The sequence below is a fragment of the Streptomyces sp. NBC_00252 genome (genome assembly GCF_036187565.1).
GTDB lineage: Bacteria > Actinomycetota > Actinomycetes > Streptomycetales > Streptomycetaceae > Streptomyces.
The window spans coordinates 8,531,109-8,546,471 of record NZ_CP108087.1 but is presented as its reverse complement, the minus strand read 5'-3'; the positions used below and the strand labels follow the sequence as shown (position 1 = coordinate 8,546,471).

General features: G+C 71.6%; 13 protein-coding genes and 1 pseudogene. 8 read left to right on the top strand and 6 right to left on the bottom strand.

The window, feature by feature from the left end; translation table 11 throughout:
- Positions 1-124: 124 nt before the first annotated feature.
- Entirely contained in the window at positions 125-406 is a 282-nt protein-coding gene (locus OHT77_RS37880; protein WP_328832864.1) for a hypothetical protein, read from the bottom strand.
- A 631-nt stretch (positions 407-1,037) separates the two neighbouring features.
- Here OHT77_RS37880 and purB point away from each other — a divergent pair.
- Positions 1,038-2,480, top strand: a complete 1,443-nt coding sequence (purB, locus tag OHT77_RS37875) for an adenylosuccinate lyase (protein WP_328832863.1) — start codon at positions 1,038-1,040, stop codon at positions 2,478-2,480.
- On the top strand, positions 2,477-3,022 hold the full coding sequence (gene mug, locus OHT77_RS37870; RefSeq protein WP_328834447.1) for a G/U mismatch-specific DNA glycosylase: 546 nt from the start codon (positions 2,477-2,479) through the stop codon (positions 3,020-3,022). The genes purB and mug overlap by 4 nt, the downstream gene beginning before the upstream one ends.
- A gap of 150 nt (positions 3,023-3,172) precedes the next feature.
- On the opposite strand, the gene OHT77_RS37865 is transcribed toward mug, so the two are convergent.
- On the bottom strand, positions 3,173-3,895 hold the full coding sequence (locus OHT77_RS37865; protein ID WP_328832862.1) for an ABC transporter permease: 723 nt from the start codon (positions 3,893-3,895) through the stop codon (positions 3,173-3,175).
- A 2-nt stretch (positions 3,896-3,897) separates the two neighbouring features.
- On the bottom strand, positions 3,898-4,818 hold the full coding sequence (locus OHT77_RS37860) for an ABC transporter ATP-binding protein (RefSeq protein ID WP_328832861.1): 921 nt from the start codon (positions 4,816-4,818) through the stop codon (positions 3,898-3,900).
- 108 nt (positions 4,819-4,926) lie between these two features.
- On the opposite strand from OHT77_RS37860, the gene OHT77_RS37855 reads away from it, so the two are divergent.
- The 3 genes from OHT77_RS37855 (at position 4,927) to OHT77_RS37845 (ending at position 8,012) form a co-directional block, all read left to right on the top strand.
- A complete protein-coding gene (locus OHT77_RS37855; protein ID WP_328832860.1) occupies positions 4,927-6,081 on the top strand; it encodes a sensor histidine kinase in 1,155 nt (384 codons plus the stop codon).
- Positions 6,082-6,095: 14 nt separating this feature from the next.
- Positions 6,096-6,758: a response regulator transcription factor gene (locus OHT77_RS37850; RefSeq protein ID WP_328832859.1), complete on the top strand. Its 663-nt coding sequence runs from the start codon at positions 6,096-6,098 to the stop codon at positions 6,756-6,758.
- Positions 6,759-6,857: 99 nt separating this feature from the next.
- Positions 6,858-8,012, top strand: a complete 1,155-nt coding sequence (locus OHT77_RS37845; protein ID WP_266766712.1) for an ROK family transcriptional regulator — start codon at positions 6,858-6,860, stop codon at positions 8,010-8,012.
- A 241-nt stretch (positions 8,013-8,253) separates the two neighbouring features.
- Here the strand turns inward: OHT77_RS37845 and OHT77_RS37840 are convergent, their stop codons facing one another.
- Together OHT77_RS37840 and OHT77_RS37835 are read right to left on the bottom strand one after the other, a co-directional pair.
- Positions 8,254-9,015 (bottom strand): GntR family transcriptional regulator, encoded by a 762-nt coding sequence (locus OHT77_RS37840; protein WP_328832858.1) that lies wholly within the window; start codon positions 9,013-9,015, stop codon positions 8,254-8,256.
- Between the two features lie 240 nt (positions 9,016-9,255).
- Positions 9,256-10,140 (bottom strand): RNA polymerase sigma-70 factor, encoded by an 885-nt coding sequence (locus OHT77_RS37835; protein ID WP_328832857.1) that lies wholly within the window; start codon positions 10,138-10,140, stop codon positions 9,256-9,258.
- Positions 10,141-10,307: 167 nt separating this feature from the next.
- Between OHT77_RS37835 and OHT77_RS37830 the strand changes: the two genes are divergently transcribed.
- Entirely contained in the window at positions 10,308-11,138 is an 831-nt protein-coding gene (locus OHT77_RS37830; RefSeq protein WP_328832856.1) for an alpha/beta fold hydrolase, read from the top strand.
- 477 nt (positions 11,139-11,615) lie between these two features.
- On the opposite strand, the pseudogene OHT77_RS45100 reads toward OHT77_RS37830, so the two are convergent.
- Positions 11,616-12,020, bottom strand: a pseudogene (locus OHT77_RS45100) (EamA family transporter); the annotation flags it as partial.
- Positions 12,021-12,067: 47 nt separating this feature from the next.
- Between OHT77_RS45100 and pdxR the strand changes: the two are divergent.
- Complete coding sequence (pdxR, locus tag OHT77_RS37820) at positions 12,068-13,588, top strand: MocR-like pyridoxine biosynthesis transcription factor PdxR (RefSeq protein ID WP_328832855.1); 1,521 nt, start codon at positions 12,068-12,070, stop codon at positions 13,586-13,588.
- A 137-nt stretch (positions 13,589-13,725) separates the two neighbouring features.
- A complete protein-coding gene (locus OHT77_RS37815) occupies positions 13,726-15,309 on the top strand; it encodes an alkaline phosphatase D family protein (protein ID WP_328832854.1) in 1,584 nt (527 codons plus the stop codon).
- Positions 15,310-15,363 lie beyond the last annotated feature (54 nt).

The window sequence follows — 15,363 nt, the reverse complement described above, 5'->3', positions numbered from 1 at the left end:
GAATTGTTCGGTGGCATGGGCGGGATCGGTGGGATTGGCGGCACGCTGCTCTCGGTCATGGTCCCCCTGACGTGGTCGTTCCGTTGCTGTTCGGGCGCGAACGCCCCCGTGCCGGCGGAACCGGCTACGACCAGCCCCCGGTGAAGTTACTGCTCAGCTGCGCGTCGCAGATGTTGTAGCCGCCGGACGCGTGGCCCTTCTTCGTCTTCCCGTCCGCGGTGACCGAGCAGTTGATGTCTCCGGAGCCCTGGAGCTGCGCGTTCACGGTGTAGTACATGGCGCCCTTGTCGAGGGTCAGCGTCGCCTCGAACCTGCCGTCCTTGAACGTCCCCTTGCGCGTGTCCGAGTCGGAGCCGTACCCGATGTCGAGACCGCCGAGGGCGCCCGCGGGGGCGGTGCCCCACACCTTGAAGACGACCTTGCCGTCGGTGGCGTCCTTCGTGGTGTCGCTCTTCCCCGTACCGGCGCCTTGTCGGAGCTCTTGCCTGCGGGTGCCGCGCTCTTCGAGTTCCCGCTGCCGCCGGAGTCGTTCTTACTGCCGCCTCCGATGGCCGCGACGGCGATCACGATGACGACGAACAACCCGATGATGCCGAGACAGCCGAGGCCGACGACCTTTCCGACGGAGCGCTTCTTCGGGGGTTCCGGCTGGAACGGGGGCTGTCCGTACGGCGGTTGCCCATTGCCCCATCCGGGCTGCTGTGGCGGGTAGGGCGGCTGGTTGCTCATGTGTCCCCCTGGGGTCTTCGCTGGCAAATGCGAGATGTGTGACTTGTAAACACAGCGTGTGGTTGCCGGCTACTGGGGGTATTCACCCCATCGTGTTATAGGCGGATGTTTGGGTCTTCATTGCCGTCCAGCCGTCGAAAAGGGCGGGAGGCCAAGTCCGGCGACGTACACGCGCTGCTACGGCCGACGTCCCACACGCGCATCTCACGGTCCGCCGCGGCTTCCCCTCTGGAGAGTCCTTGACCTGGGATCTCATGCCTGAACGGACGGTCCGGACCTCGCGAGGACGCCGGGTAAACTCCGTACACGTGACTTCCGCTCCCGCCAAGCCCCGCATCCCGAACGTCCTCGCCGGACGTTACGCATCCACCGAGCTCGCCACGCTCTGGTCGCCCGAGCAGAAGGTGAAGCTGGAGCGGCAACTCTGGCTCGCCGTGCTGCGGGCCCAGAAGGACCTCGGGATCGAGGTGCCGGACGGCGCGATCGCGGACTACGAGCGCGTGCTCGACCAGGTCGACCTGGGCTCGATCGCAGAGCGCGAGAAGGTCACGCGGCACGATGTGAAGGCGCGGATCGAGGAGTTCAACGACCTCGCCGGGCACGAGCAGGTGCACAAGGGCATGACGTCCCGCGACCTGACGGAGAACGTCGAGCAGCTGCAGATCCGGCTCTCACTGGAGCTGATGCGCGACCGTACGGTGGCCGTCCTCGCGCGGCTCGGCAAGCTGGCCGGTGAGTACGGCGAGCTGGTCATGGCCGGCCGCTCGCACAACGTGGCCGCGCAGGCCACCACCCTCGGCAAGCGGTTCGCGACCGCCGCCGACGAGCTGCTCGTGGCCTACGGCCGGGTCGAGGAGCTGCTCGGCCGCTACCCGCTGCGTGGCATCAAGGGCCCGGTCGGCACGGCGCAGGACATGCTGGACCTGCTCGGCGGCGACGCGGCGAAGCTCGCGGAGCTGGAGCAGCGGATCGCCTCCCACCTGGGCTTCTCGCAGGCGTTCACCTCGGTCGGCCAGGTGTACCCGCGCTCGCTGGACTACGAGGTCGTGACCGCGCTGGTGCAGGTCGCGGCGGCGCCATCCTCCCTGGCGAAGACGATCCGGCTGATGGCCGGGCACGAGCTGGTCACCGAGGGCTTCAAGCCGGGCCAAGTCGGTTCCTCCGCGATGCCGCACAAGATGAACACCCGCTCCTGCGAGCGCGTCAACGGCCTCATGGTCATCCTGCGCGGCTACGCGTCGATGACCGGCGAGCTGGCGGGCGACCAGTGGAACGAGGGCGACGTCTCGTGCTCGGTGGTGCGCCGGGTGGCCCTCCCCGACGCGTTCTTCGCGCTCGACGGGCTGCTCGAGACGTTCCTGACCGTGCTCGACGAGTTCGGCGCGTTCCCGGCCGTAGTCGCGCGTGAGCTGGACCGCTATCTGCCGTTCCTCGCGACGACCAAGGTCCTGATGGCCTCGGTCCGTGCGGGTGTCGGCCGTGAGGTCGCGCACGAGGCCATCAAGGAGAACGCCGTCGCCTCCGCGCTGGCCATGCGCGAGCAGGGCGCCGAGCGCAACGAACTCCTCGACAAGCTCGCCGCCGACGAGCGCATCCCGCTCGACCGCGCCCAGTTGGACGCCCTGATGGCCGACAAGCTGTCCTTCACGGGCGCCGCGGCCGACCAGGTCGCCGTCATCGTGGCCCGCGTCGAGGAACTCGCGAAGCAGCACCCGGAGGCCGCGGGTTACACCCCGGGGGCGATCCTCTGACCCGCTTCACCCAGGCCGAGCTGGAGGCCGCCCGCGACCGTCTCGTACCGGACGTCGTCGCGGACGGCCTCGCCGTGCTCTTCTGCGGTATCAACCCCGGCTTGATGACGGCGGCCACGGGCCACCACTTCGCCCGCCCCGGCAACCGCTTCTGGCCGGTGCTGCACCTCTCCGGCTTCACCCCGAGGCTCATGAAGCCGTCGGAGCAGGGCGAGTTGCTGTCGTACGGGCTCGGCATCACGAACGTGGTGGCACGGGCGACGGCCCGCGCCGACGAGCTGAGCCCGGAGGAGTACCGCGAGGGCGGCCGACTCCTCGCCTCGAAGCTGACAGGCTGGAAGCCCCGGTGGCTGGCCGTACTCGGGGTGACCGCGTACCGGGCCGCGTTCGACGACAAGAAGGCCCAAGTCGGCCCGCAGGAGCGGACGTTCGGCGACACGCGGGTGTGGGTGCTGCCCAACCCGAGCGGGCTCAACGCGCATTGGACGGCGGCGACGATGGCCGAGGAGTTCGGACGACTGAGGACGGCGGCGCGGGACTAGGGCGTCGCCGTGGCCCCAACTCTTCGACCCCGGCGAGGAGTTGGAGCTCATCCCGACCGAACCGGCTCCGGACAATTGACGGAGCGTCAGCGCTCGCACGGGGTAAACGCTCCGTCACTCCCACGGTCAGGCATCCCGGCACTCCCTCGGTCATGCGTCCCGGCGCCTGACCCTCCACGCCCCAGCCGCCAACGCGGCTGCCGCCCAGGCCGCCGTCACCGCGAGCCCGGTCCACGGGCCCATCGAGCCGTCCCAGGTCCCGTGCAGCGCCACCTGTCCGGCCCGGTCGGGCAGCAGGTCCGCGATGTCGCTCGACGCGTCGCCGACCACGAAGGACACGATGAGCAGGAACGGGATGAGGATGCTCAGCGTCGCCACCCCGCCCCGCAGCACCGCCGTGAGACCGGCCGCGAGCAGCGCCATCAGCGTGAGGTAGACGGCGCAGCCGACCACCCCGCGCACCTGCTCGCCCGCGCCGAGCCCGTCGGCCTCGGTGCCGAGCACCGCCTTGCCGACCAGCAGCGTCACCACGCCGGTGACCAGGCCCACGGCGAACACCGGCACCGCGATCGCCGCCGTCTTGGCCGCGAACCAGCGCCCCCGGTGCGGCACCGCGGCCAGCGACAGTCGTAGCGCTCCGCCCTGGTACTCGGAGGAGACGGCGGTCGTGCCGAAGGCGATGGCCGCGATCTGGCCGAAGGCCACGCCGAAGAAGACCGCGAAGAGGGGATCGAAGCCGTCGCCTCCCGTGTCGGACGCGGCGATAGCGGAGAAGAGCACGGTCACCACGAGGATCAGGGCCAGGACCGCGATCTGTGAGCGCAGGGTGCGGATCTTGATCCACTCGGAGTGGAACACGGGCGCGAAAGTCATGGTCAGGCCTCCTGGCGTGGTGCGGTGAACTCGGTCTCGCCGGCCGTCAGATCGAGGTAAGCCTGCTCCAACGTGCCTTCGGTGGCGGCCAGTTCGAGGATCGGTACCCCGGCCGCGGACAACAGGGCGCCGATGTCCTCCACGCGTGCGTGCGTCACGGTCCAGTGCCCTTCCTCGTGCTCCACGGCGTCGAGACCGTGTCCGGCGAGCGCGCTCTTGAGGGCGCCGGGGTCCGTCGTACGGATGCGCACGTGGGGCTGCACGCGCGCGTCGATGAAGTCCCCCATCGGGGTGTCGGCGAGGAGGCGGCCGCGGCCGAGGACGACGAGGTGGTCGGCGAAGGACGCGGTCTCGTTCATCAGATGGCTGGAGACCAGCACCGTGCGACCCTCCGCCGCCAGCCGGCGCAGCAACTCCCGTATCCAGACGATGCCTTCGGGGTCGAGGCCGTTCGACGGCTCATCCAGAAGGACCACTTCGGGATCACCCAGGAGGGCAGCAGCGATGCCCAGCCGCTGGCGCATGCCCAGGGAGTACGTCTTCACCCGGTGTCGCGCGACCGACGCGAGTCCCGTCTCCTCCAGCATCGCGTCGACCCGGGTGACCGGGATGCGGTTGCTCGCCGCCAGGGCGCGCAGATGGTCGCGGGCGGTACGGGCGCCGTGGGCGGCCTGCGCGTCGAGCAACGCGCCCACGTGGCGCAGCGGTTCGGCGAGCGCGGCGTAGGGGTGGCCGCCGATGGTGGCGGTTCCCGAGGTGGGCCGGTCGAGGCCGAGAACGAGGCGCATGGTGGTGGACTTTCCGGCGCCGTTGGGGCCGAGGAAGCCGGTTACCTTGCCGGGGCGGACGTCGAAGGTGACGTGGTCCACGGCCCGCCGGGTGCCGTACTCCTTGGTGAGGTCTCGTACGTCGATGCTGGTCATGGCCAACAGCCTGGCCGTTCAAGGGGGTTGGGGCCTCCCCCGCCGGTGGAGATCGTCTCCCCCGCCCGGGGGAGGCCGATTGTCAGTACCGGCTGTCACGATGTCGGAATGGCCCGCTTCCTGCGCCCGCTGCTCCGGGGGACGACCTACACGCGTGTGCTGCACCTCTGGGTGCCGATGCTGATCACCAGCGTGTGGATCTTCGTCAGTCCGTCGACTCCGTACGCACCCGCGCTCGCGCTGATTCCGGTCGCGCTGATCCCGGCCGTGCGGATCGGTGAGGGCGTACAGGCACAGCTGCTGCTGACGCCGGGCGAGCAGGACTCGGGGATCTCCGTAGCGCCGTCGGTGACTTGGCGGGACCGGGGCCGCACCATGCTGTGGCTGGAAGCCCGGATGGTTCTGGGCTGGGTGACCTCGGCCCTCTGCGTCTGGCTGCCGGTCATCGCCTTCGAACTGATCGAGACCGCACGCGGACGCGTCCCCGACGACGTATGGGTTCTCAAGGAGGCGGCACCGCACGGGTGGTACGCCTTGCTGGCGCCCCTCCCACTGATCGCTCTGTACGCCGCCGTCGTCGGCCTCGGCGAGCTGGCCACGCTGCTGGCCAGGAAGCTGCTCGGCCCCTCACGCGCGGAACAGCTCGCCGCCCTGGAGGAGCGCACCGAGCAGCTGCTGGAACGCACGCGTATCGCGCGAGAGTTGCACGACTCCATCGGTCACGCGCTGACCGTGGCGGTGGTGCAGGCGGGTGCGGCCCGCGCGGCGGGTGACCCGGAGTTCACCGAGCGCGCGTTGGGCGCAATCGAGGAGACCGGCCGGGCCGCGCTGGAGGACCTGGAGCGGGTGTTGGGCGTCCTGCGGGAGACGGAGCGGCCGGTGAGCAGTCGGCCGACACTCGTGGACGCCGACCGGCTGCTGGAGTCTGCGCGGGCCTCCGGGGCGAAGGTCGACGCGGAGGTCACAGGCCCCTTGGAGAGGGTGCCAGGGCCGGTCTCCCGGGAGGGCTACCGGATCCTTCAGGAGTCGCTGACCAATGTGCTGCGGCACGCGGGCTCCGTGCCCGTGCGGGTCCGCATCCAGGTCGCCGACAACACCCTCGACCTGGAGATCCGCAATCCCCTGACGGCCCCGATACCCGGCCCGGGCCGCGGCAGTGGTCTGCGTGGCATACGCGAGCGTGCCGCGCTGCTCGGCGGGCGGGCGTACACCGGGCCGGACGAGGGCGACTGGCAGGTGCACGCCGAGTTGCCGCTGGGCTGATCTACGCTGGCCGGATGCCGGTCACCGTTCTCCTGGTCGATGACGAACCCCTCGTACGCGCGGGTCTGCGGGCCGTGCTGGAGGCGCAGCCGGACATCGAGGTGGTCGGGGAGGCCGCCGACGGGGCCGCGGTGATCCCGCTGGTGCGGCAGCTGCGGCCCGACGTGGTCGCCATGGACGTACGGATGCCACTCCTTGACGGCATCGAGGCCACGCGCGCGGTGCTGCGCACGGTCGACGATCCGCCGAAGATCCTGGTCATCACGACCTTCGAGAACGACGAGTACGTCTACGAGGCTTTGCGCGCCGGTGCCGACGGGTTCCTGCTGAAGCGGGCCCGGCCGGCCGAGATCGTGCACGCGGTACGCCTGGTGGCCGAGGGCGAGTCGCTGCTCTTCCCCGCCTCCGTACGGCAGTTGGCCGCCGAGTACGGCGACGGCGGCGGGAACCGGGCGGCCCGCGCGGTGATGGAGCGGGCCCGGCTGACCGAGCGTGAGGCCGAGGTGCTGCGGCTGATGGCGCGGGGTCTGTCGAACGCGGAGATCGCCGCGCGGCTGGTCGTCGGGACCGAGACGGTGAAGTCGCATGTGAGCGCCGTACTGGCGAAGCTGGGGGCCCGGGACCGTACGCAGGCGGTGATCGCGGCGTACGAGTCGGGGTTCGTGGCGCCGGGGTGACACGGTGGGCCGGACGGGTCGGGGGCGCCCGGCACTCGCCGGGGTCCGCCGCGCCGAGTACGATCCGCCCAACACGCGCACGAGCTGGGAGGACAGACCTTGGCGGGGCTGACCGGCGGGGACCCCTCGCTGCTGCGGAGGATCAACTCCGCGGTGGTGTTGCACGCGTTGCGTGCCACGGACTGCGCCACGCTGACGGAGATCACCCGGGTGACGGGCCTGTCCCGGCCGACCGTCGAGGGCGTCGTCGAGGGGCTGATCGAAGCCGGGCTCGTCGTCGAGAAAGCGGCCGACGAGAGCGTTGTACGGCGGCAGGGGCGGCCCGCGCGGCGGTTCAGGTTCCGGGCTGAGGCCGGGCACCTGCTGGGCCTTGAGATCGGCGCACACCGCGTCGCCGTGCTCCTCGCCGACCTGGACGGCCGGGTGCTGGGCGCGATCGCCAAGGACGTCGACGAGACGGCCTCGGCGGACGAACGCCTGGAGCGGCTGCGCACCGCGGTCGCCGAACTGCTGCGCCGTGCCGGGGTCGCACGCGGCTCGCTGCGCGCGGTGGGTGTCGCGACGCCGGGCATCGTCGAGGCGGACGGCACGGTCCGGCTGGGCACGGCGCTGCCCCAGTGGACCGGGTTGCACCTGGGCGAGCGGTTGAGCCGCTCCTTCAAGTGCCCGGTGCTGGTGGAGAACGACGCGAACGCGGCGGCGGTCGCCGAGCACTGGAAGGGTGCGGCTACCGAGTCCGACGACATGGTGATGGTGCTGGCCGGGTTGAGTCCTGGCGCCGGGTCGCTGATCGGGGGGCGGCTGCACCGGGGGTATCGCGGGGCGGCCGGGGAGATCGGGGCGCTGCATCTGCTGGGGCGGGACGTGACCCCGGAGACGCTGCTCTCGACCACGGACGAGCCGTTGCATCCGCTGGACGAGCAGGCGGTCGCGAAGGTGTTCGCGCTGGCGCGGGACGGTGACCAGCGCGCGCGTGCGGCCGTCGACCGGTTCATCCAGCGGCTTGTGCATGACGTCGCCGCGCTGGTGCTGGCGCTTGATCCGGAGCTGGTCGTCGTGGGTGGGTGGGCGGCCGGGCTGGACGGTGTACTCGAGCCGTTGCGGCGGGAGTTGGCGCGGTATTGCCTGCGGCCGCCGAAGGTCGCGCTGTCGTTGCTCGGGGAGGCGGCTGCGGCAACGGGCGCGTTGCGGTTGGCACTTGACCATGTCGAGGAGCAGTTGTTCGCGGTCGAGGGCACGGTGACGCGGCGCTAGCTTGGCGGTGGGGTTCGTTTCTGGGTGCCGGTCCGTTGTGGCTGGGCTCGGTGGTTGGTTTTTCGTGCGGCGGTGTTGGGGCTGGGCACGCGGTGGTTGTCTGTTGGGTGCGGCGGCGGCGTCGTGGCTGGGCGCGCCGTTCCCCGCGCCCCTTTGGGGCGCCTTCCGCAGCCGGAGAAACCTGGAGAAAAACGTCGCGCCCCGGAGTGGTTCCGGGGCGCGGCGGTTCAGCTGGGGCCGGTCAGGAGGCCTGGCGTTCTGGGCCGTGGTGTATTTCCACGCCTCCGGAGTCGGCGAAGGTCAGGCGGCAGGTGTCCGCGCGGTAGGTCGCGATGGAGACCGCGGCCGTGCGGCCCTCGGTGAAGAAGCGGGTGGTGACGACGAGGACCGGGGCGCCGGGGAGGCGGTCCAGTTCCTTGGCGTCGTCCGCGCGGGCCGAGCCGAGTTCCACGGCACGGTCCTGACCCTCCAGTTCGAGGCGCTGCAGCTCGCGCAGCACGGCACGCGCGCGTGCCGTCGCCGAGGGAGTGTCTATGGCGGAGAGGTCGGGCACCGACGACTCCGGGATGTAGAGCAGCTCGGCGGCGACCGGCTGGCCGTGACTCACCCGGGAGCGCCGTACGGTGTGCACCAGTTCCTCGGAACCGGTTTCCAGGGCCTCCGCGACGGCCGCCGGCGGAGCCGCCAGCACACAGTCGACGGGCTGCCAGGCGTCCTCCCCCGCGCCCGGCCAGGCGTGCTGCTCGGTGCCGACGGCGACCCCCACGCGCGGCGGCGCGACGGTCGTGCCGACTCCGCGACGGCGCTGCAGCCGGCCTTCCAGTTCGAGTTGTTCCAGAGCCTGCCGGAGCGTGGCCCGGGCGACGCCGAAGCGGGCCGCCAGGTCTCGCTCGTTGGGCAGGATCTCGCCCACGGAGAACTCGGAGTCCAGTGCCTCACTCAGCACTGTCTTGAGATGCCAGTACTTCGGCTCCGGCACCGATTCCAACTGCGTGGTCCCCACCCTGTCCTCCGCAATCGCCGTGGTCCGGCGGCGTTTTAGCGCCCTTGTTTATTAAAGGTTGTTTCACTTATCAGCGACCATAGGACGCCCCCCACCCTTGGTCAAGACCAATCCTCCATGTCATATGCAACCCACAGAGCCCGCGCCGCGGAGCGTTCACAGGCCGTTCGTACTGGGGGTTCTTCGTGACATCGCGGCAAAGCCCCCGTCGCGAAACGGGGGCTCTGTCCGGGGGTACGGCTAAACGGAAGCCAGTGATCGAAGCTTGTCCGGGTTGCGGAGGACGTAGACGGAATTGATGCGTCCGGCGGATACGTCCACCTGGAAGACGCTGTCGGGCGTGTCACCCGAAAGGACCAGTACCGCGGGTCCTCCGTTGAGCTCGAGGAAGCGGAACGACATCTCCGGGACGCTCTTCCCGCCCACGGCGGCCAAGAAGCGGCCCACGTTGTCGGCGCTCTCCAGGACGCGCAGCGGTGCCTGGGCCTTGCCGCCGCTGTCGCCGACCAGACGGACGTCCGGGGCGAGCAGGTCCATGAGGCCCGCGAGGTCGCCCTCGGCCGCGGCGACGAGGAACCGCTCGGTGAGATCGCGGCGCTGGGCGGGGTCGACGTCGTAGCGCGGGCGTCGTTCGTCGACGTGTCTGCGGGCCCGTCCGGCGAGTTGGCGCACCGCCGGTTCGCCGCGGTCGAGCATGGTGGCGATCTCGGCGTACGGGTAGCCGAACGCCTCTCTGAGGACGAACACGGCGCGTTCCAGCGGCGACAGCGACTCCAGGACGACGAGGACGGCGAGGGAGACGGAGTCGGCGAGGACGGCGCGCTCCTCGGTGTCAGGCACGGTGTCCCCGAAGTCGGTGACGTAGGGCTCGGGCAGCCAGGGGCCCACGTAGGCCTCGCCGCGCGCCTTGACCTGGCGGAGCCGGTCGATGGCGAGGCGGGTGGTGATGCGCACCAGGTAGGCGGGCGGTTCGCGGACCTCGGCCCGGTCGGCGGCGGTCCAGCGCAGCCAGGCCTCCTGGACGACGTCCTCTGCGTCGGCGATCCGGCCGAGCATGCGGTAGGCGACTCCCATGAGGACGGGGCGGTGCTCTTCGAAGACTGCGGTTTCGGCGTCGGTGGTCACCTCGCCATCCCATGCGACGCGTCCGCCCGTGTCCAGGACCCTGTTCCGGAACCCCGGCCACATCGAGTCCCCGACCCCTGGGGCTACCGGTGAGTAGCAGTTGCTGACAAGCTGTCTACACAGCCTGTACGGCGTCCGTCGGCGCGTCCCAGACAAGGAGCACCCCCATGTCCGCCACCGTCTCCTTCCCGGTCCCCACTCCCCAGGGCCCGAAGACCGTGACCGTGTCCTACGCGCGCGTGGGCCGCGGCGAACCGCTGCTCCTGCTGCACGGCATAGGTCACCACCGCCAGGCCTGGGACCCGGTGGTGGACATCCTCGCGACCGAGCGCGACGTGATCGCCGTGGACCTGCCCGGGTTCGGCGCCTCGCCCGCGCTCCCGGAGGGGCTGTCGTACGACCTCCCCACGACGGCCGCCGTGTTCGGGGCCTTCTGCGAGGCGCTGGAACTCGACCGTCCGCATGTGGCGGGCAACTCGCTGGGCGGCCTGATGGCGCTGGAGCTGGCCCGCGAGAAGCTCGTACGGTCCGTCACGGCCCTCTCCCCCGCCGGGTTCTGGTCGCAGGCCGAGCGCCGCTACGCCTTCGGTGTGCTGCTCACCATGCGGCAGATCGCCCGCCGGATGCCGCTCCCGCTGGTCGAGAAACTGGCGCGCACGGCGGCCGGCCGCACCGCGCTCACCAGCACCATCTACGCCCGCCCGGGCCGCCGTTCACCCGAGGCCGTGGTCGCCGAGACGCTCGCGCTGGTCAACGCGCCCGGGTTCGACGACACGCTGCGGGCCGGTACGAGCGTCCGGTTCACCGACGACCTCCCCGGCATCCCGGTGACCGTGGCCTGGGGCACGCAGGACCGGCTGCTGCTGCGCCGACAGGGCGTCCGCGCCAAGCGGTTGATGCCCCGCTCCCGGCTGGTGCGGCTGCCCGGCTGCGGGCACTGCCCGATGAACGACGACCCGGCCCTGGTCGCGCGCGTCATCCTCGACGGCAGCCGCTGACGCTCGCGGGAGCAGCCCCAACGCGCCCGACCCCAGGGCGACTCCTGCGCCGACGAGGGCGCTGCCTGCGGCCTGGACGGCCCCGTAGGAGCCCGTTCCGACGAGCGGCGCCGTGGCGGCCGCGGCGACCGGGATGAGGCCGGAGAAGAGCGTGGCGCGCTCCGCGCCGATCCGCTGCATGCCCATGTACCAGCACACGAAGCCGACGACCGTGACGACCGCCGCCTGCCACAGCAGCGCGGCGGCCTCGGTGCCGTCGGGGCGCCGCAGCCAGCCGGTCCCGTCGACGACGAGCCCGACCGCCGCCGCCTCGACCGCGGCGACACCGCACACGGTGGCCGACAGCAACCGCGGTCCCAGGGGCCGCAGTACAGGCACCGCGAGCACCGCGAAACCCACCTCGCCCGCGAGCGCGCACCCGGAGAAGGCGATTCCGGCGCCGTCCGTACGACCCCACCCCTGGACCGTGAACGCGCCGACGGCGACGAGTGACGCCCCGTAGAGCACGATCCGGCGCGGACGGCGTCCCTCCAGGAGGGGGACGATGATCGCGACCGCCACGGGGGCGCAGCCCACGAAGACGCCGGGGACGGCGGGTTCGGCGCTGCGTTCGGCGGCGATGACGGCCAGGTTGAAGCCGACCATGCCGACGGCCGCGAGCAGGGCGAGACGGGCCCATTGGCGTGCCGTGAGCGCCCGCAGCCGGGCCCTCGCGTCCCTGCCGGTGAACGGGACGAGCAGCAGGCAGGCGAGGCCGTAGCGCAGGAACTGGCCGCCCGCGTACGGGTAGTCGCCCAGGACGCTGTTCGCGGTGAAGGACGCGCCGACGAGGACGCAGGCGAAGGCGGCGAGCGGGGCGCCGCGGACGGTGGTGGCGTTCATGGCAGCGACGCTAGGGAGCACGGCGGTCCGGTTTAAGGTCCACTTCCATGACGTCATCGCGGACCAATCCGGAGGAGCGGGCCGATCCGGAGGGACGGATTGATCCGGAGGGACGGATTGATCCGGAAGGGCGGACTGATCCGGAAGGACCGGCCGGTCCGGGAGGTCTGGCGGGTTCCGCCGCCTGGGAGTTGCTGCTGCCCGCCGTCGCGGCGCCGGCACGCGCGCGTGGGCGCTCGCTTCAGGCGGCGCTGCGGGAGGCGGTGCGGTCGGGGCGGCTGGCGCCGGACACGCGGCTGCCGTCGAGCCGCGACCTGGCGGCCGACCTCGGGGTGTCCCGGGGCCTGGTCACGGAGGCGTACGAGCAGTTGACGGCGGAGGGGTATCTTCGCAGCGGCCGAGGTGCGGGCACCTGGGTGGGTGGTGCCGTACGGGCGGCGCGGCCACGCGCGCGTGACCTCGCGCCGCGTTCCCCGGGCGCCCGGGCCGACTTCGTGCCCGGCACGCCCGACCTGTCGCTGTTCCCTCGTGCGGCCTGGGCGGCGGCGCAGCGCGGTGTGCTGGCGGAGCTGCCGCACGAGGTGCTGGGCTATCCCGATCCGCGCGGGCTGCCCCGGCTGCGCACGGCGCTCGCGGAACTCCTGGCACGCCGCCGGGGTGTGGTCGCCGACCCGGAACGGCTGATCGTGGTCTCCGGAGTGGCGCAGGCGATGGCACTGCTCGGCTTCGTGCTCCACGCGCGCGGGACGCGCACCGTCGGCGTCGAGGACCCGGGCAGCCCCCAGCACGACACCCTGTACGCCGCGGCGGGCGTCGGCACCGTACCGCTGCCCCTGGACGCGGAGGGCCTGGCGATCGGGCCTCTGCGGGCGTCGGGCGTACGGGCCGTGGTGACGACACCCGCCCATCAGTTCCCCACGGGCATCGCCTACTCCGCCGAGCGGCGCGCCCAACTCCTCGACTGGGCAAGGTCGGTGGACGGTCTCCTCTTCGAGGACGACTACGACGGCGACTTCCGCTACGACCGCGCCCCGGTGGGCGCGCTCCAGGGCCTCGACCCGGAGCACGTCGCCTACACGGGCTCGGTCAGCAAATCCCTGGCTCCGGGGCTGCGGCTCGGCTGGCTGCTGGTGCCCGAGTCGGTGACCGACGAGGTCGTCGAACGCAAGCGCACCATGGACCTCGGCCACCCGACCCTCGACCAGGCACTCTTCGCCCGCTTCCTGGAACGCGGCGACTACGACCGCCAGTTGCGCCGCTGCCAGCGCGCCTACCGGCAGCGGCGAGACACCCTGGTCGTCGCCCTGGAGGAGCACTTCCCGGGTGCAAGGGTGACCGGGATCGCGGCGGGCCTGCACGTCATCGCGGAACTGCCGGCGAAGTACGGCCCCCAGGAGGACTTCCTGGAACGCGCCACCCGGGCGGGGGTCGCGGTACGCCCGCTCACGGACTACAGCCACGCGCGCGTGGACGACGCGGTCGTACGGCTGGTCCTGGGGTACGCGCATCTGTCCCCCGGACGGATTCGCGCCGGCATACGTCTGATGGCCGACGCTGTGCGTCCCTAGGGCTTCCGACGTCGCCGCGCGTGGGCCCCCATGTCGTGGCGTTCCGTTGTTCACCCGTGGTTTCCGTGTGCGCTGTGGCGCACCAGTAGTTGTGGCAGTGCACCCTGACCGCATCCCGTCCGTGGAGGCGCAACCCCATGTCGCATCGTCCGTTCCCCGCCCGCCGCAGCGTCCTGCGCGGCACCCTGGCCGCGTCGGCGGCCCTGACCGTGCCCGTCACCCTCGGCGCGGCGCCCGCCCTCGCGCTGTCCGGGCGCCCCAAGGCGGGCTGGGGTGTGCAGGCCGGGGACGTGACCTCCGACTCCGGCCTGGTGTGGGTGCGTTCGGACCGCCCCGCGCGGATGATCGTGGAGACCTCGGCGACCGAGTCGTTCCGCAACCCGCACCGGTGGCACGGTCCGCTGCTCGGCGCGGACACGGACTTCACCGGCACCACCCGGCTGCGCGGGCTGCCCTCGGGGCGGCAGGTCCACTACCGGGTCCTGCTCGCCGACCCCGACGACCCGCGCCGTACGGGCGAGCCGGTGACCGGCACGTTCCGCACGGTGCCGGCCGGGCGGCGCGACGTGCGCTTCCTGTGGTCGGGCGACCTCGCGGGCCAGGGCTGGGGCATCAACCCGGACCTCGGCGGCTACCGGATCTACGACGCCATGGGCAGGCTCGACCCGGACTTCTTCCTGTGCAGCGGCGACAACATCTACGCCGACGGTCCCATCACGGCGACCCAGGCACTGCCCGACGGCAGCCTGTACCGGAACGTCACCACGGAGGAGAAGTCCAAGGTCGCCGAGACCCTGGCCGAGTTCCGCGGCAACTTCCGCTACAACCTGCTCGACGAGAACCTCAGGCGGTTCAACGCCCAGGTCCCCTCGATCATCCAGTGGGACGACCACGAGGTGCGCAACAACTGGTACCCGGGCGAGGTGATCGCCGCCTCCGACACCCGCTACACGGAGAAGAGCGTCGACGTCATGGCGGTCCGCGCCCGGCGTGCGTTCAGCGAGTACTTCCCGATCTCGACACTGCGGCCGGGCGCCAGGGAGGGCCGCGTCCAGCGTGTGATGCGGCACGGCCCGCTGCTCGACGTGTTCGTCCTGGACATGCGGACCTACCGCAACGCCAACTCGCCCGACAAGCAGACCGTGGACCCGCAGGGCATCCTCGGCCGGGAGCAACTGGAGTGGCTCAAGCGGGAGTTGTCGCGCTCGCGTGCCGTGTGGAAGGTGATCGCCGCCGACATGCCGCTCGGCCTGGTCGTGCCCGACGCCACGGAGGGCAAGCCGAACATCGAGGCCGTCGCGCAGGGCGACCCGGGCGCGCCGCTCGGGCGTGAGCTGCAGATCGCGGAGCTGCTGCGGTACATCAAGCACCGGCGGATCACCGGCACCGTCTGGCTGACGGCCGACGTGCACCACACGTCCGCCCAGCACTACCAGCCCTCGCGGGCCGCGTTCACCGACTTCGAGCCGTTCTGGGAGTTCGTCTCGGGTCCGCTGAACGCGGGCGCCTTCCCGGCCAGCGAGCTCGACAACACCTTCGGCCCCGAGCGGGTGTTCGTGAAGGCGCCGACCGCGCAGAACGTGTCGCCGGCCGAGGGCTACCAGTTCTTCGGCGAGGTCGACATCGACGGCCACAGCGGAGAGTTGACGGTCCGTCTGCGGGAGCAGGACGGCACCGTGCTGTTCACCAAGACCCTTCAGCCGGGACGGGTCGGCCAGTAACTCCACTACCCTCTTACCTGAGCCGCGCACCGGCGTCATCCCCCGGTGCGCGGC